Raw genomic sequence first — 14934 nt, forward strand, 5'->3', positions numbered from 1 at the left:
GGTCAGCCCTTCGACGCGTCCTTGAGACCGATGATGCCGTAGTCCTGGTCACCCTGCGGTGCCACCAGGCCGGCCACGTTCGATCCGGGCAGGTAAATCCGGTTCTCCACGTTCACCGGGATGATCGGCGCCAGCTCCATGATCTTCTTGTCCAGCTCGCCCCAGGCCTTGTTCGCCTCGGTCAGGTCGCTGATCGCCTTGATCCGGTCGATCTCCGAGTTGATCGTCGCGTCGTTGAGCTGGGCGAGGTTCTGGTTGCCCTTGTCGGTGATCTGCCGGCCGTCGAACAGCGGCGGCAGGAAGGTGGAGGCGCTGGACGCCCAGTCCGGGCACCAGCCGGTGATCGCGGCGTCGTTCTGCTGCGACGGGGTGCCGATCGTCTCGTAGTAGGTGGCGGCGTCGATCACGTTGAGCTTGACGTCGATGCCGACCCGCTTGAGGCTCTGCTGCAGCGCCTCGCCCTGGGCCTGGGCCACCGGACGGGTCCGGATGTCCAGGGTCATCGAGAAGCCGTTCGGCAGGCCGGCCTCGGTGAGCAGCTGCTTGGCCTTCTCGATGTCACCGGTGTTGTCGGCGCTCGGGTAGAGGTCGTAGGCGGCGTGCCCGGAGACGTTCGACGGGATGATCGTCGAGGCGATGGTGGCGAACTGGGTGCCGCCGGTCGCGTTGAGCAGCGAGGTCTTGTCGGTGGCCAGGTTGATCGCCTGACGGACGCGTACGTCGCTGAGGTTCTTCTTGGTGGTGTTCAGCCCGACGTAGGTCAGGCAGGTCGACGGGGCCTTGACCACCCGCTCCTGCAGCTGCGGGGTCTGCAGCCGGGCGATGGTGGCGGTCTGCACCGAGCCGGCCATCGCGTTGACGTCGGCGCCCTGGCCGGCGATCAGCCGCTCGTCGATGGTCGCGCCGTCGATGCCGATCTGGAAGTTCCAGGCGTCCGGGTAGGCCTTGCGCTCGGTGTCGGTGGCGCCGTCCCAGTTCGGGTTGCGCTTGAGCTTGATGGTGCTGCCCGGGGTGAAGGAGTCCAGGTCGTACGGGCCGGACGCGACGATGTCGTTGATGAACTCGTTGCCGGCGCCGGTGCCGACCGGGAACGGGACCGCGCTGGGCATCGACAGCACCGCGTCGAACTCCGGGAACGGCGCCTTGAGCTTGAAGACGATGGTCTTGTCGTCCGGGGTCTCGATGGCCGGGTTCTCCCCGGACTTGTACGGCCCCTGGTAGTTCTCCGGGGTGTCGAGCAGCTGGCGCAGGTAGGGTGCGCCGATGCCGATCTCCGGGTCCCAGGCGCGGCTGATGCCGAACTTGACGTCCTTGGCCGTGATCGCCGCGCCGGTGTCGAACTTGACCCCGTCCTTCAGCTTGTACGTCCAGGTCAGGCCGTCCGAGGAGACCTCACCGAGGCCTTCCGCCAGGTCGGGCACCATCTTGTTCGGGTCGGCCGCGTCGTTGGCCGCCTTGGTGATCAGCGTGCGGTAGACCAGCCGGTAGAAGGCGTTGACCCCGCCGTCGAAACCGCGGGTCGGGTCCAGGTACGAGAAGTCGGTGGTCTGCAGGACGGTGACGGTGCCGCCCTTCACCGCCGTACCACCGGACGCGCTGTTCCCGCCGGTGGAGTTCGAGGCGCCGCCGGAGCACGCCTGCAGGGCCAGAACGGAAACCGTCAGCCCGACCAGGGCTACCGGGGGTTTGGTTCGTCTCAAGAGGTTCTGCCTTCCTCAGAGGGCGCATCACGTCTTCGTCGCGACGGCGAATCGCGTGCGCACCATGCGGGGTCGGACCGTCCGCGGGGGCCGTCTCGCTGACCAGCGGCAGTGCCGGATCAATGCGACCCCGGTCACTTGAGGGAACAGTAGTATGTCACACATCGCAAGTGAAAGGTCCCGAGCGACTTTTTACAAACCGGAGATCAAATTTCTTCGGACGTACGGTGTACGAACAGCCAAAAGGCCGGCCACCATCCCGGTGACCGGCCCTCTGAGCAGCCGATTCAGTCCTCGGCGCGGCCGCTCCACCAGCCCAGCACGTGCCCGATATGCGCATTCATCAGTGTTTCCGCACCCCGGCCGTCCCGCGCTTCGAGGAGGTCGATCAGGCTGTGGTGCTCGGCCGCCGACCGGGCCAGCTCGGCCGTCCCGATCATGTCGGCCAGGCCCACCATCCGGGTCTGCTGCCGCAGGTCCTTGACCAGCTCGACCAGCCGGCGATTGCCCTGAAGCCCCAGCAACCGCAGATGAAACACCTGGTCCGCGGCGAGATAGCCGGACAGGTCGGCGGCGGCCGCGGCATCCACGATGTCCTGCGCCTTCACCCGCAGCTCGGCGGCCTGCTCGGGTTGCAGGGTCCGGGCGATCTCGCGCATCGGCGGGCTCTCCAGCTGCTGCCGGATCCGCACGATCTCCCACAGGTCCTGCTCACTGACCTCGGTGACCCGGAAGCCCTTGTTGCGCACGACGTCGACGAACCCGCGTTTCTGCAGGTTGAGCATCGCCTCCCGGACCGGCGTGGCGGACACGCCGAACCGGGCGGCGAGCGTCGGAGCGGTCACCAGGGTGCCCGGCGCCAGCTCTCCGGAGACGATCGCGGCCGAGACCGCGTCCTCGACGGTGCCCCGCAGGCTCACGCCCACATCGACCGGTCCGATGACCGACGAACTCACCGGCGATCCCTCCTCTATAAAATGTCACACCGCGCAGAAGCGCTCAGCGAACACAGAGTACGGCACTCAGCGCTCGCGCAACTCCGGTGGCAGTACCGAATCCGGCGCCCCCTGGAACGCGACCGGCCGCTGCCACCTGGTGATCGCCGCCAGACCGACCGAGGTCGACGCCGGGGCGGTGCTCGCCGGGTACGGCCCACCGTGCTGCTGCGCGCCGGACACCGTCACACCGGTCGGCCAGTCGTTCCAGACGATCCGGCCGGCCGTGTCGGCGAGCACGTCGGCGACCTCCACGGCCACCGGGTCGGCACCCGAGCTGTGGCCCTGGATCGTGCCGGTGAGCTGGCCGGGAACCCGCCGCAGCACCTCCAGCAGCTCGTCCTCGGACGTGTAGCCGACCACCAGACCGGCCGGGCCGAACATCTCGACGTCCAGCACCTCCGGATCGGCGATCACGTCGGAGGCGGCCACACTCAGCACCGTCGACCGGACCCCCTGCTCGTTCGCCGGGCCCTCGGCCGCCACCCGTACCCCCTGATGGGAACCGACCCGGCCGACCGCCGCGGTGAAACCCTTCTCGATGCCCGGCGTGAGCATCCGGCCGGGGACCGGCAGGTCCACCGCCTTGACGAAACCGTCCGGGTCCGGCACCAGCACCACACCCGGGTTGGTGCAGAACTGCCCGGCGCCCAGGGTCAGCGAACCGACCCAGCCCTCGGCCACCGCGGCGCCCCGCTCGGCCCACGCGGCCGGGGTGACCACCACCGGGTTGACACTGCCCAGCTCGCCGTAGAACGGGATCGGCTCGGGGCGGGCCGCGGCGATGTCGAACAGCGCCCGGCCGCCCTTGGTCGAGCCGGTGAAGCCGACCGCCTTGATCCGCGGGTCGCGCAGCGCCTCCAGGGACGCCTCCACCCCCTCGATCAGCGCGAACGCCCCCTCCGGAGCACCCGCCCCGGTCAACGAGTCGCGAACGACCTCCGCCGTACGCCGGGAGAGCGAAGGATGTCCGGGATGCGCCTTCACCACCACCGGGCAGCCCGCGGCCAGCGCCGACACGGTGTCACCGCCGAACACGCTGAACGCGAACGGGAAGTTGCTCGCGGCGAAGATCAGCACCGGGCCGATCGGCACCACGGTGCGGCGCAGCTCGGGGCGCGGGCCCATGCCCCACTCCGGGTCGGCCGGGTCCACGCGTACCGGAAGAAGCTCCCCGGACCGCAGACCCTCGGCGAACAGCCGGGCCTGGAACGTGGTGCGCTTCAGCTCGCCGGTCAGCCGCGGCAGCGGCAGGTGGGTCTCCCCCGCCGCGATGCCGATCAGCTCCTCGGCCGCGGCGTCCAGCGCCGAGGCCACCGCCTCCAGCCAGTCCGCGCGCTGGTCCGGGGTGGACCGGCGCATCGGGACACGGGCGGCGTGCGCGGCCGCGATAGTCATGAAAAGCTCCCTCAGAACTCGAAGCCCGCCGGGTACGGGTCGGTCGGGTCCAGCATGTACTGCCCGATCCCGGTCACCCACGCCCGGCCGGTGATGGTGGGCAGCACCGCCGGGATGGCACCCACCGTGGTCTCCCCCACCAGCCGGCCGACGAAACGGCTGCCGATGAAGGACTCGTTGACGAAGTCCGCGCCGATCGGCAGCTCACCGCGGGCGTGCAGCTCGGCCATCCGCGCCGAGGTGCCGGTGCCGCACGGCGACCTGTCGAACCAGCCCGGGTGGATGGCCATCGCGTGCCGGGACAGGGTGGCGTCCGACCCGGGCGCGAGGAACTCGACGTGGTGGCACTGGTCCACCCCGTCGATGGTCGGGTGCTTCGGCGGCGCCGTCGTGTTGATCGCGTCCATGATCGCCAGACCGGCCTTGAGGATCTCGTCCTTGTGCGCGCGGTCGAACGGCAGGCCGAGCGCGTCCAGCTCGACCATCGCGTAGAAGTTCCCGCCGAACGCCAGGCTGTACGGGACCGTGCCGTACCCGGGCACCTCGACCGTCACGTCGAGGCGCTCGCAGTACGACGGCACGTTCTCCAGCGTGACGCTCTCGGCGTGCCCGTCGACCACGGCGACGTTGGCGACCACCAGACCGGCCGGGGTGTCCAGGCGGATCGTGGTGACCGGCTCGACCACCTCGACCATGCCGGTCTCCACCAGCACGGTGGCCACCCCGATGGTGCCGTGCCCGCACATCGGCAGCAGCCCGGACACCTCGATGTAGAGCACGCCGAAGTCGGCGTCCGGGCGCGTCGGCGGTTGCAGGATGGCCCCGCTCATCGCCGCGTGCCCGCGTGGTTCGGTGACGAGCAGGCGGCGCAGATGGTCCAGGTGCTCGATGAAGTGCAGCCGCTTCTCGTTCATGGTCGCGCCCGGGATCACACCGAAACCACCGGTCACGACCCGGGTCGGCATGCCCTCGGTGTGCGAGTCGACCGCGGAGAACAACCGCGCCGCCCGCATGTCAGACCGCCACCGCTCGGTACGCCTCCAGGCCCGCGATCGCCCGCTCGGTGTCCGCGGTGACCTGGGCGACGTGCTCCGGCGTCAGCGGGCCACGCGGCGGACGGCAGGGGCCGCCGTACCGGCCGACGATGTCCATGCTCAGCTTGATGGCCTGCACGAACTCCACCTTGGAGTCCCAGCGGAACACCGCGACCAGCTGCTTGTACAGCTCGCGGGCCGCCAGGAACCGGCCGGCCAGCATGTGCTCGTAGATCTCCACCGACTCGCGCGGGAAGACGTTCGGGAAGCCGGCGAACCAGCCCACCGCGCCGTCGGCCATCAGCTCGAACAGCACGTCGTCGGCGCCCGCCACGACGTCGATGTCGCACAGCTCCTTGATCTCGAAGAGCCGGCGGACGTCGCCGCTGAACTCCTTGATCGCGGAGATGTTCGGCAGCTTGGCGATCTCGGCGACCAGGTCGGGGCGCAGGTCGACCTTGGTGTCGATCGGGTTGTTGTAGATCATGATCGGCAGGCCGACCTCGCTGATCTTGGCGTAGTGCTCGACGACCTGCGAGTCACTCGCCCGGTACATCGTCGGCGGCAGGGCCAGCAGGCCGTGCGCGCCGTCCTCGGCGGCCAGCTCGGCCCAGTGCTTGGCCTGGTGCCAGCCCGGACCGTGCACACCGGCGACCACGACACCGCGGTCACCGACCGTCTCCACGGCCACCTGGATGACCTTGCGGCGCTCCGCGTCGGTCAGCGACGAGTACTCGCCGAGCGAGCCGTTCGGACCGACACCACGGCAGCCGTTGCTGATCAGCCAGTCGCAGTGCTCGGCGAACCGGTCGTAGTCGACCTCGAGACCGGCCGGCGCGGACGGGTTCTCCTTGTAGGGCAGCGCGGTGGCGACGATGACTCCGCGAAGATCGGTGGGCTCGGGGCTCATCCGGCGTCCTCTCCGGTGGTGGCGAGTTCCCCCAGTCTGAGGGGAACCGCGAGGGGGCGGTTTGCTGTCCGGCCGGCATCCAGGAGGCCGTCCGGTCCCACGGCGGCCGCGAGGATGTCCTCGGCCGACCGACCGCAGGTGCGGCCCTGGCAGATGCCCAGGCCCGCGCGGGTGGTGAGTTTGAGGGAGCGCAGTCCGCGGGACCCGGTCATCCGGGCGGTGTCGCGGAGCTCTCCGGCGGTGACGTCCTCGCAGCGGCAGACCACGGTGGTGTCGTCCACCCAGCCCTGCCAGCCGGGGCGGATGCCGTGCGCGGCGTGCATCCGGCCGGCGAAATCGCGGAAGACCTTCCGCAGCCGCACGGCCGACGGCGGGGGTGATCCTCCGGCGGCCACGGCGCCGGCGATCTCACCCTCGGCCAGGGCCAGATCGACGCCCCCGATGCCGGTGAGTTCACCAGCGGTGAACACGCCGGGCACCGTGGTCCGCTGGTGATCGTCCACCCGGACGGTTCCCGCCATCGCGGATCCGGCACCATCCGCGTATCCGGCACCATCCGCGTGTCCGGCGCCATCCGCGTGTCCGGCGCCATCCACGCTTCCGGCTCCGATCACCGCGCATCCGGCTCCGATCACCGCGCATCCGGCGGAGATCGCCAGCTCGGTGCGCGGGACGAAACCGTGGCTGACGCACACCGCGTCCACGGCGATCGTCTTCTCGGTGCCCGGGACCGGGGACCAGTCGTCGTCCAGCCGGGCGACGGTGACCGCTTCGACCCGGCCGGTGCCGTGGGCGGCGACGACCGCGCTGCCCGCGGTGTAGGGGATCCGATATCTCGCGAGATCGGCGAGATATCCGGTCAGTTCGGTGGCCTTGGCGCTCGCTCGGGCCAGCCGCCACGGCTTCGCGCCCCAGCCCCGGCTGATCCGCGCCCAGCCGGCCGCCTCGACCACTCCGGCCACGCCGGCGCCGACCCGGACCAGGCTGGACACCACCGGCAGCAGGAACGGGCCGGCCCCGGCGACCAGGACGTTCCGTCCGACGGCCACCCGCTCGCCCTTGGCCAGGGCCTGGGCCGCACCGGCCGTGAAGACTCCCGGCAGATCCCAGCCCGGGAACGGCAGGGTCCGCTCGTGCGCCCCGGTCGCGATGACCAGTGCCGAGGGAAGGAACGTTCGTGCCACCCGGCGCTGCCCGTCCGGCGCGCCGATCATCACGTGCACCAGCGGCGGCTGCCCGTCCCGCCGGTCCACCGACCAGACGTGACCGTTCAGGATCAGTTCCACACCGGGATCGCCCCGGAGGGCGTACCGCATGGTCTGGAACTTCTCCCAGCCATGGTGCAGCGTGTGCTCGTCCGCGGTGGCCCGCGACTCCGGCAGGTGCCGCCAGTACTGTCCGCCGACGTCGTCGCCCGCCTCGATCAGGACGACCCGGGCGCCACGGCGCCGGGCGGCGAGCGCGGCGGCCATCCCGGCCGGGCCGCCGCCGATCACGACCACCTCAGGCATGGTCATCCTCCTGGAACTCGATCCGGTCGCCGTCCACCACTCGCCGCTGGCAGGCGCGGACGTCCCGCAGGTCGTTGACCACCACCAGGCAGTCGAAGCAGACTCCGATGCCGCAGAAGACCCCGCGCGGCTTTCCGCTCCGGCTGGTCCGCCAGGAGAGCCGCCCGCCCGACATCAGCACCCCGGCGACGGTCTGGCCCTCCTCGGCCTCGACCCGCTGCCCGGCCACGTTCACATGGATGCTCACAGCTCCCCCTCCAGACCGGGCCGGTCGAGCCGGAACTCGTTGTCCTCAGTGGATTCGAAGATCAGCTCGGCCAGCACCTCGGCGGTCGCCAGGCTCAGCCCGATGCCGGCGCCCTCGTGCCCGGTGGCGTGCCACAGACCGGGCAGCCGCGGATCCGGCCCGATGATCGGCAGATGGTCCGGCACGAACGGGCGGAATCCGCCGTACGCCCGCATCACCTGGGCGTCGGCCAGGAACGGGAAGAGCAGCAGCGCCTTGGACGCCAGGGCGGCGAGCACCCGCGCCTCGATCCGGTCGTCGAACCCGCGGCGCTCCCGGGAGGAGCCGATCAGCACGGTGCCGGCCGCCGTCGACTCGACCACGCTGGACACCTGCAGATCGGCCGAGCCGGAGCCGACCGCGCCCACGTAGTCGGCGTCGTACACCTTGCGGTGGATCCGGTGTGGCATCCGCGAGGTGACCAGGACGGTGCCGCGGCGCGGCCGGACCGGCAGGGTGACCCCGATCCGCTCGGCGACCGCACCCGACCAGGGCCCGGCGGCGACGATCACCAGGTCGGCGCGCAGCGGCCCGGCGGTGGTCTCGACCCCGACCAGCCGGCCCTTCTCGACGATGCCGCCGGTGACCTCGACCTGCTGACGGACCCGGGCGCCGTGCCGGCGGGCCGCGGCGAGCAGCGCCTCGGTGGCGATCACCGGCTGGACCTGGGCGTCCTCCGGGTAGAAGACCGCCGCGGTGATGTCGCGGGTCAGGTCGGGCTCCAGCTCGTGGGCCCGGGCGTCGTCGACCACCTCGGCGATCACCCCGGCGCCGCGCTGGGTCTCGGCGAACTCCAGCAGCGCCTTCGCACCGGCGTCGGTGGTGGCCACCACCAGGCCGCCCTTGTGGTCGAGCTCCAGCCCGGGGAAGCCGTCGGGCAGCTCGTGGTGCAGCTCCGCCCGGAGGCGGTCCCACACCCGCAGGGTGCGCTGGGTGAGCCGCAGCTCAGCGCCCGGCCCCTTGTCGGAGACCAGGATGTTGCCCTCACCGCTCGCGGAGGTGCCACCCGCGGTGGCGGCCCGGTCGACCACGACGACGTCGCAGTCGGCACGAGCCAGGACCCGGGCGATCGCGGCGCCGACGATGCCGGCGCCGATCACGAGAACCTGAGGGGTGGAGAACACCGCTGTACTATGTCACATGCCCTGCTCTGGCGGAATGGTTTGCGGCCGAGCCATCGCATCGCCCGCCTTTTACCAGGACAGAAGTCGCATACATCCCACTCAGGCCACCTGCCTGTAACATTTCACCGTGCTTCAGCTCCCCGATGGGCGGCCCGCTCGCGCCGCCTGGCCGCTCAGTGACGACCTCCTCCATCTCAACCACGGCTCGTTCGGCGCCGCACCGGCCTCGACACTCGCCACCCAGGACGCGCTGCGCGCCGAGATGAACGCCGCCCCGGTCCGCTGGTTCGCCGGCCTGCCCGCCCGGATCGCCACCGCCCGGGTGGCCGTCGCCGACTTCCTCAGCGTCCCGCACCACCGGCTGGCCCTGGTGCCGAACGCCAGCGCCGGCATGAGCGCGGCCCTGTCCGCCGTCGACATCCCCACCGGCGGCGAAATCCTGGTCACCGACCACGCGTACGGCGCGGTGGTGATGGGCGCCGAACGCCGCGCCCCCGTCCACCGGGCACACGTCCCGTTGGCGGCCGGCCCCGGCGAGGCGGCCGCGGCGGTCATCGAGGCGTTCACCGACCGCACCGCACTGGTGGTGCTCGACCACGTCACCTCCCCCACCGCCCGCCTCCTCCCGGTGGCCGCAATCACCGCAGCCGCCCGCACCCGGGGCATCCCGGTGCTGGTGGACGGCGCCCACGTGCCAGGCCTGATCGATACTCCCCTGGACGGCCTGGACTGCGACTACTGGGTGGGCAACCTGCACAAGTTCGCGTGCGCCCCACCCGGCGCGGCGGTCCTGATCGCCCGCGACGGCGCCCGCCTCCACCCCGTGATCGACTCCTGGGGCTCGGCCGAACCGTTCCCGTCCCGCTTCGACGTCCAGGGCACCCTGGACGCCACCGCCCAGCTGACGGCCCCGCACGCCCTGACCGAGATCGAGAAGTTGTGGGGCTGGCAGCGGGTCAGAGAGCACGCCGAGGAACTCGCCGCATACGCGACCGCCCGGGTGGCCTCCGCGTTCACCGAACTCACCGGCGAGGACCACACCGTGGAGGTGGGCATGCCCGCCGGCCCGATGCGCCTGGTCCGGCTGCCCGGCACGCTGGGCGCGGCCCCCGGAGCCCCCGACGCGCTCCGGGCCCGGGTCCTGGCCGAACTGAACGCCGAATGCGCCTTCTCCACCTTCGGCGGCCGGGGCTACCTACGCCTGTCCGCCCACGCCTACAACACCCCGGCCGACTACGACGACTTCGCCACGAACTGCGTCCCCACCCTGACCGCCTGGTCCAGAGCGCTCCACTAGAACACCTCGTGTGGCACCTTCCGGTGCGCTCCGCCCCGGAACTCACCACACGATCCCGGTCCGCGTCACTTTCGGCCGGCGGCCGGCTCCGGGTCGGCAGACTTCAACCCCATTGGGGGTACGCCCATCGGGCCCACGAAGATCGGGTCGCCCCGTCCGGTCCCCGCAAGGCAGGCGTCACTGCCAGACCGTCCGGCGGCCACCGGGCGAATGCGGTGGTCCCGGCAGACATGGCCGGGTGTACGGCCACCCTCGATCCTGACCCGGCCCAACCCGACCTGACCCGGCCCGGCCTGACCCGGCCTGACCCGGCCCGGCGCACGATGCCGAATCGAGCACTCCCAGCGACTCCTCGACACCGGCTGGTGCGCACGTTCCGGAACGCATGCGACCTCGGCGGTCCGGAACGACAGGCACCAGCACACGAGCCACGATCATGCGAACCCGGCGGGGTCCCCAGTCAGGACCTCACTCGGCCTGGCACCAGCCCGGGAGGGAGACGGAACCCACGGCTGGCGGCTGGCGGCTGGCGGCTGGCGGCTGGCGGCTGGCGGCTGGCGGCTGGCGGCTGGCGGCGTCAGGCTAGCTGCCTGCGCTGGGCCGGAACGACGGCCGGCACCCGGATACGGCTGGTGAGCGGGCCGCCAACGGGAAGATCACGTCCGCTGGCTGGCCGGCCGGCCAGCATCAGGGGACGCAGATCGGCGGCGACCAGGTGCGCGAACGCGGCCGGGCTGATCACACGCAGCGACCCGTTCAGCTGTTCCAGGACGACACGTGCCAGGAACGCGTTGTCCGGCGACTCCGCGTGCAGAATCGTGGAGACCCGCTCGAGGAAGGCACGGCAGGTGGCCGCGGTCTCGACCCGCGAACGCCCGGCCAGCCCGGCACGGACCTCAGCCGGCAGGTGTGGCGTGAGAAGCTCCAAGGCCCGCACCGGAAGGACGTCGGAGAGCACACCCACCACCCCGTTGACCACCCGAAGACTCTCGCGGCGACCATGCAGCCGGGCCCGGCGTTCGACATCGGCCAAAAGAACATCAATATCCACCGCGGCGTCCTCCCTAAACCTGACAGGCCGCTCGCAGGTGCCCCACCACCGAGACCCGAAACCGCATTGAGGCGGGCATCACCACGAAACGTGCGACTCGAAGGGATGAAAACGAGGCCACCGGCCCCTGGCAGGCAGGCTCCCACCGCTTCGGCACGCCTCCCACAGCCGGCACCTCACCCCACCGATATCTGCTCGCGGGCGGCTATCTTGGAGGCGGCAGATGGGCCGTACACAGCTTTCGGACCGAAGAGGGGGCACCGGTGAGCGCTCAAGCCTTCGGCGCGAGGATGCCGACGCACCTGCCCCTGAACGACGTCGCGAACATGGCAGCCGCTGACGAGAACCACCGGTACGAGCTGAGCCCCGAGGGAGTGCTGTCGGTCACGCCCCCCGCAGACCCTGAACACGCACTGTTGGTGATGCGCATGATTCTCTGGCTCGCCAAGCATGGCTACGAAGCCGAGCAGATCACCGCCGACTGCGGCATCGATGTCGGCGGTGGCCGGGTACCGGACCTCACGGTGTGGGCGGAGGGCATGCCGCCACGTCGTGCCCGGTCGAGCTACGCCGGCACGTCCGGGCTTCTCCTCGCTGTCGAAGTGGTCTCCAGCGGCTCTGAGATCGTTGACCGGATCACGAAGAAGGCCGAATACGCGAAAGCCGGCATCCCGCGATACTGGATCGTCGAGCGTGACGGCGGAGCAACCGTGCACCGCAACGTACTGAACGAGGATGGGCAGTACGAGCCGGACCCGTCCGGACCTCAACCACTCACCTGGCTCCTGGCCTCAACCCCTGACCTCGGCTGAACGCCACCGAATTCAGGGCCGCTCCACCACCGGATCGAATCGTCGACCACACACCGAACATCAGGCCGGCCGTGACGCGGCTGGCACACCAACATGCGCAGGACGCCCGCAAACAGCCACCACACGAGACGCCCGCAAACAGCCACCACACGAGACGCCCGCAAACAGCCACCACACGAGACGCCCGCAAACAGCCATGACGCGGGACGCCCGCAACCAACCGTGATGCGGGGCTTCCGGGGGCTCGGCCCCCGGAGCAGACAAGACGAGGGGCAGCGGTCCGCGCTTTCCGCGGACACACTGCCCCTGCAACTCGTGGGCGATACTGGGATCGAACCAGTGACCTCTTCCGTGTCAAGGAAGCGCGCTCCCGCTGCGCCAATCGCCCTTGTAACCACCAGCGAGGTGGAGACGGGATTTGAACCCGTGTACACGGCTTTGCAGGCCGTTGCCTCGCCTCTCGGCCACTCCACCGAGGTGACCCCGTGTAGAAGGCCTCTCCGAGCGGAAGACGGGATTCGAACCCGCGACCCTCACCTTGGCAAGGTGATGCGCTACCACTGCGCCACTTCCGCACCCCCGGCGTTTCCCCCGGCGATGACAGAACTTTATCCGGTCCCCCCGCTCCCCTCCAAACCGGGGTCCCCGCGTGTCTCGAAAACCGGCGATGATGGCCCCGTGGAGATCACCGTCTGGCACCTGGAACAGGACTCACCCGACCAGATCCGCGCAGCTCGCGAGCCTGCCGTGGACGACGGCAGGGGCGACGGCGACGGCGGGGTGCGGATCGTGCGGGCGGAGTTGCCGAGCCCGGAGCTGAACCGGTTCCTCTACACGGCGGTCGGCGGCGACTGGCACTGGACGGACCGGCTGGCGTGGACGTGGCAGCAGTGGCAGGACTGGCTGGACCGGCCGGGCGTGGAGACGTGGGTGGCCTATCTGCGGGGCACTCCGGCCGGCTACGTGGAGTTGGACGGCAGCGTCGACGGGGTGGTGGAGATCGCGTACTTCGGGTTGATGGCGCCGTTCGCCGGGCGGGGCATCGGCGGGCACCTGCTGACCACCGCGCTGCGGCACGCCTGGAGTCTCGCCGGGCGCCATCCGGGCCTGTCCCCGGCGAAGCGGGTGATCGTCAACACGTGCAGCCTGGACGGGCCGGCCGCGCTGGCCAACTACCGGGCTCGCGGTCTGCGGATCGCACGCACGGAGACGAGGCTCACCGAGACCACCGCGACTCCGGGTCCCTGGCCGGGCGCTGACAAACCCCGATGATCCGGTACGTCAGCACAACGCCACCGTGGCGGTCCGCGCGAGGTGGGCGGCCCGCCCGGACCGTGCCGCGACCGCCGGGCGTGAGCGATCCGTCACCGGCGTGTGGTCATTTCCGGTGCGATCCGCACCGGAAATGACCACACGAAGTAGCCGCGCGAACGGACCTCGCGACGTAATCGCAGACGGGGCACGCGGAAGGCCGTGGGAACGGACCCCGCGACGGGACCGCGGACGGGCGCGGGTCAGGCGATCGGCAGGCCGGCGGAGGTGAAGGCTCGGCCGTCGTCGGTGACCGCGGCCGACTCGTAGCCGTCGGCGGCCAGCTTGGCCAGCCACGACAGCCCGGTGACGCCCATGGCCAGCGCCGCCGTCGCGTAGGCGTCCGCGACGGCCAGGTCGGGCCCGGTGATGGTGACCGAGCGCAGGCCCTTGGCGGGACCGCCGGCGACCGGGTTCCAGACGTGGGCGCCCCGCTCGTACGTGCCGGAGGTGGCCACCGCCCCGTCGGTCAGGGAGAGCACCCAGGCGAGCCTGTCGGCTTCCCAGGGGTGCCGCACGCCGACCCGCCAGGGGCGTCCACCGGGTCCGGCCCCGCGCATCCGGATGTCCCCGCCGGCGCCGATGTAGTGCCTGGTGGATCCGGCTTCGGCGAGGCGTGCCGAGGCGACCTCGACGGACCAGCCCTTGACGTAGCCGGACGGGTCGAGGGGTCCACCGGCGTAGGCGTCGAAGTAGCCGTCGGTGTCGCGCCACAGGTCGGCGCAGCGGTCGAGGACGTGCCGCAGATCGGCGGAGCAGTCCTCCAGGGGGATCTCGCCGCGCCGGAACCGGCAGACCTCGCTGTCGTCCCGGTACGTGCTGAACCGCGCGTCCACCTCGTGCAGCCACGCGCAGGTCGACGCGACGAGTTCGGCGAGCCGGGACTCGGGCAGGTCGTCGGCCAGTTCGATGCTGACGACCGTACCCATGACCTCTTCGACGTGGCGCACGAAGCGGGACTCTACGCGCCGGCCTTGTCCAGGGCGCTCTGCAGGGAGGTCACGTACGACTGGCTGGTGAACGTGGCCCCGGAGACGGCGTCGACGTCGGCGCTCTGCGACTTGAGGGTGGCGGCGTTCAGGGCCTTCACCGCGTTCGGGTTGATCGTGCCGCTGAACCCGTCGGTGGGGAACGTCGAGTCGGCCGCGCTGACCTTGCCACCGCTGACCTTGATGGTGACCTGCATGGTGCCGTACGGGTTCTGCACGGCCTTGCCCTTGTAGGTGCCGGCTTTGAGCCCGGTCTCCTCGGCTTCGGCGTTCTCGTTCTTCTTGTTGCCGGCCGGCTTCTTGGCGCCACCGGTCGCCTCGGGCTCGGCGGTGGAGCCGGAGGCCTCGTCGATCTCCGGCTCCTCGGCCACACTGCCGGCCGCTGCGGCGTTCACCGGGACGGCCGGCGGCTGCACGCTGAGGCGGACGCCCAGGATCAGGGCGGCGCCGGTGAGGGTGCCGACGGCTGCTGCGGTACTGCGTCGCATCGCGAAACTCCCAAAACCGTAGGGGAAA

Annotated in this window: 14 protein-coding genes and 3 tRNA genes; 3 read left to right on the forward strand and 14 right to left on the reverse strand. The window is 70.9% G+C overall.

What is annotated here, in order from left to right; all coding sequences use genetic code 11:
* Window positions 1-2: 2 nt before the first annotated feature.
* The 8 genes from ACQ0O7_RS20045 to ACQ0O7_RS20080 all read right to left on the reverse strand — a co-directional run bounded on the left by ACQ0O7_RS20045 (window position 3) and on the right by ACQ0O7_RS20080 (window position 8958).
* On the reverse strand, window positions 3-1700 hold the full coding sequence (locus ACQ0O7_RS20045; protein ID WP_430783655.1) for an ABC transporter substrate-binding protein: 1698 nt from the start codon (window positions 1698-1700) through the stop codon (window positions 3-5).
* A 287-nt stretch (window positions 1701-1987) separates the two neighbouring features.
* Window positions 1988-2656, reverse strand: a complete 669-nt coding sequence (locus tag ACQ0O7_RS20050; RefSeq protein WP_430783656.1) for a GntR family transcriptional regulator — start codon at window positions 2654-2656, stop codon at window positions 1988-1990.
* A 66-nt stretch (window positions 2657-2722) separates the two neighbouring features.
* Window positions 2723-4093: an aldehyde dehydrogenase (NADP(+)) gene (locus tag ACQ0O7_RS20055; protein WP_430783657.1), complete on the reverse strand. Its 1371-nt coding sequence runs from the start codon at window positions 4091-4093 to the stop codon at window positions 2723-2725.
* An 11-nt stretch (window positions 4094-4104) separates the two neighbouring features.
* Entirely contained in the window at window positions 4105-5106 is a 1002-nt protein-coding gene (locus tag ACQ0O7_RS20060; protein WP_430783658.1) for a proline racemase family protein, read from the reverse strand.
* 1 nt (window position 5107) lies between these two features.
* Complete coding sequence (locus tag ACQ0O7_RS20065; protein WP_430783659.1) at window positions 5108-6037, reverse strand: dihydrodipicolinate synthase family protein; 930 nt, start codon at window positions 6035-6037, stop codon at window positions 5108-5110.
* Window positions 6034-7548 carry an FAD-dependent oxidoreductase gene (locus tag ACQ0O7_RS20070; RefSeq protein WP_430783660.1) on the reverse strand — a complete coding sequence of 505 codons (1515 nt, stop codon included), beginning with the start codon at window positions 7546-7548 and terminating at the stop codon, window positions 6034-6036. Before ACQ0O7_RS20070 ends, ACQ0O7_RS20065 begins: the two co-directional genes overlap by 4 nt.
* Window positions 7541-7795 carry a (2Fe-2S)-binding protein gene (locus ACQ0O7_RS20075; protein WP_430783661.1) on the reverse strand — a complete coding sequence of 85 codons (255 nt, stop codon included), beginning with the start codon at window positions 7793-7795 and terminating at the stop codon, window positions 7541-7543. Before ACQ0O7_RS20075 ends, ACQ0O7_RS20070 begins: the two co-directional genes overlap by 8 nt.
* Complete coding sequence (locus ACQ0O7_RS20080) at window positions 7792-8958, reverse strand: NAD(P)/FAD-dependent oxidoreductase (RefSeq protein WP_430783662.1); 1167 nt, start codon at window positions 8956-8958, stop codon at window positions 7792-7794. Before ACQ0O7_RS20080 ends, ACQ0O7_RS20075 begins: the two co-directional genes overlap by 4 nt.
* A gap of 127 nt (window positions 8959-9085) precedes the next feature.
* Here ACQ0O7_RS20080 and ACQ0O7_RS20085 point away from each other — a divergent pair, with 127 nt between their 5' ends.
* Complete coding sequence (locus ACQ0O7_RS20085; protein WP_430783663.1) at window positions 9086-10255, forward strand: aminotransferase class V-fold PLP-dependent enzyme; 1170 nt, start codon at window positions 9086-9088, stop codon at window positions 10253-10255.
* A 577-nt stretch (window positions 10256-10832) separates the two neighbouring features.
* On the opposite strand, the gene ACQ0O7_RS20090 is transcribed toward ACQ0O7_RS20085, so the two are convergent.
* Window positions 10833-11306, reverse strand: a complete 474-nt coding sequence (locus tag ACQ0O7_RS20090; RefSeq protein ID WP_430783664.1) for a DUF2267 domain-containing protein — start codon at window positions 11304-11306, stop codon at window positions 10833-10835.
* A 263-nt stretch (window positions 11307-11569) separates the two neighbouring features.
* Here ACQ0O7_RS20090 and ACQ0O7_RS20095 point away from each other — a divergent pair, with 263 nt between their 5' ends.
* Complete coding sequence (locus ACQ0O7_RS20095; RefSeq protein ID WP_430783665.1) at window positions 11570-12118, forward strand: Uma2 family endonuclease; 549 nt, start codon at window positions 11570-11572, stop codon at window positions 12116-12118.
* Between the two features lie 316 nt (window positions 12119-12434).
* Here ACQ0O7_RS20095 and ACQ0O7_RS20100 read toward each other — a convergent pair.
* The 3 genes from ACQ0O7_RS20100 to ACQ0O7_RS20110 form a co-directional block, all read right to left on the reverse strand.
* Window positions 12435-12506 (reverse strand) — tRNA-Val (locus ACQ0O7_RS20100).
* Between the two features lie 15 nt (window positions 12507-12521).
* A tRNA-Cys gene (locus ACQ0O7_RS20105) sits at window positions 12522-12592 on the reverse strand.
* A gap of 29 nt (window positions 12593-12621) precedes the next feature.
* Window positions 12622-12693: transfer RNA gene (locus tag ACQ0O7_RS20110), tRNA-Gly, on the reverse strand.
* A 103-nt stretch (window positions 12694-12796) separates the two neighbouring features.
* Between ACQ0O7_RS20110 and ACQ0O7_RS20115 the strand changes: the two genes are divergently transcribed.
* Window positions 12797-13390 carry a GNAT family N-acetyltransferase gene (locus ACQ0O7_RS20115; protein WP_430783666.1) on the forward strand — a complete coding sequence of 198 codons (594 nt, stop codon included), beginning with the start codon at window positions 12797-12799 and terminating at the stop codon, window positions 13388-13390.
* Between the two features lie 242 nt (window positions 13391-13632).
* Here the strand turns inward: ACQ0O7_RS20115 and ACQ0O7_RS20120 are convergent, their stop codons facing one another.
* Together ACQ0O7_RS20120 and ACQ0O7_RS20125 are read right to left on the reverse strand one after the other, a co-directional pair.
* A complete protein-coding gene (locus ACQ0O7_RS20120; protein WP_430784007.1) occupies window positions 13633-14358 on the reverse strand; it encodes an FAD:protein FMN transferase in 726 nt (241 codons plus the stop codon).
* Window positions 14359-14390: 32 nt separating this feature from the next.
* On the reverse strand, window positions 14391-14906 hold the full coding sequence (locus ACQ0O7_RS20125; RefSeq protein WP_430783667.1) for an FMN-binding protein: 516 nt from the start codon (window positions 14904-14906) through the stop codon (window positions 14391-14393).
* Between the last annotated feature and the right edge of the window lie 28 nt (window positions 14907-14934).

The organism is Actinoplanes sp. G11-F43, from assembly GCF_050589265.1.
GTDB lineage: Bacteria > Actinomycetota > Actinomycetes > Mycobacteriales > Micromonosporaceae > Actinoplanes.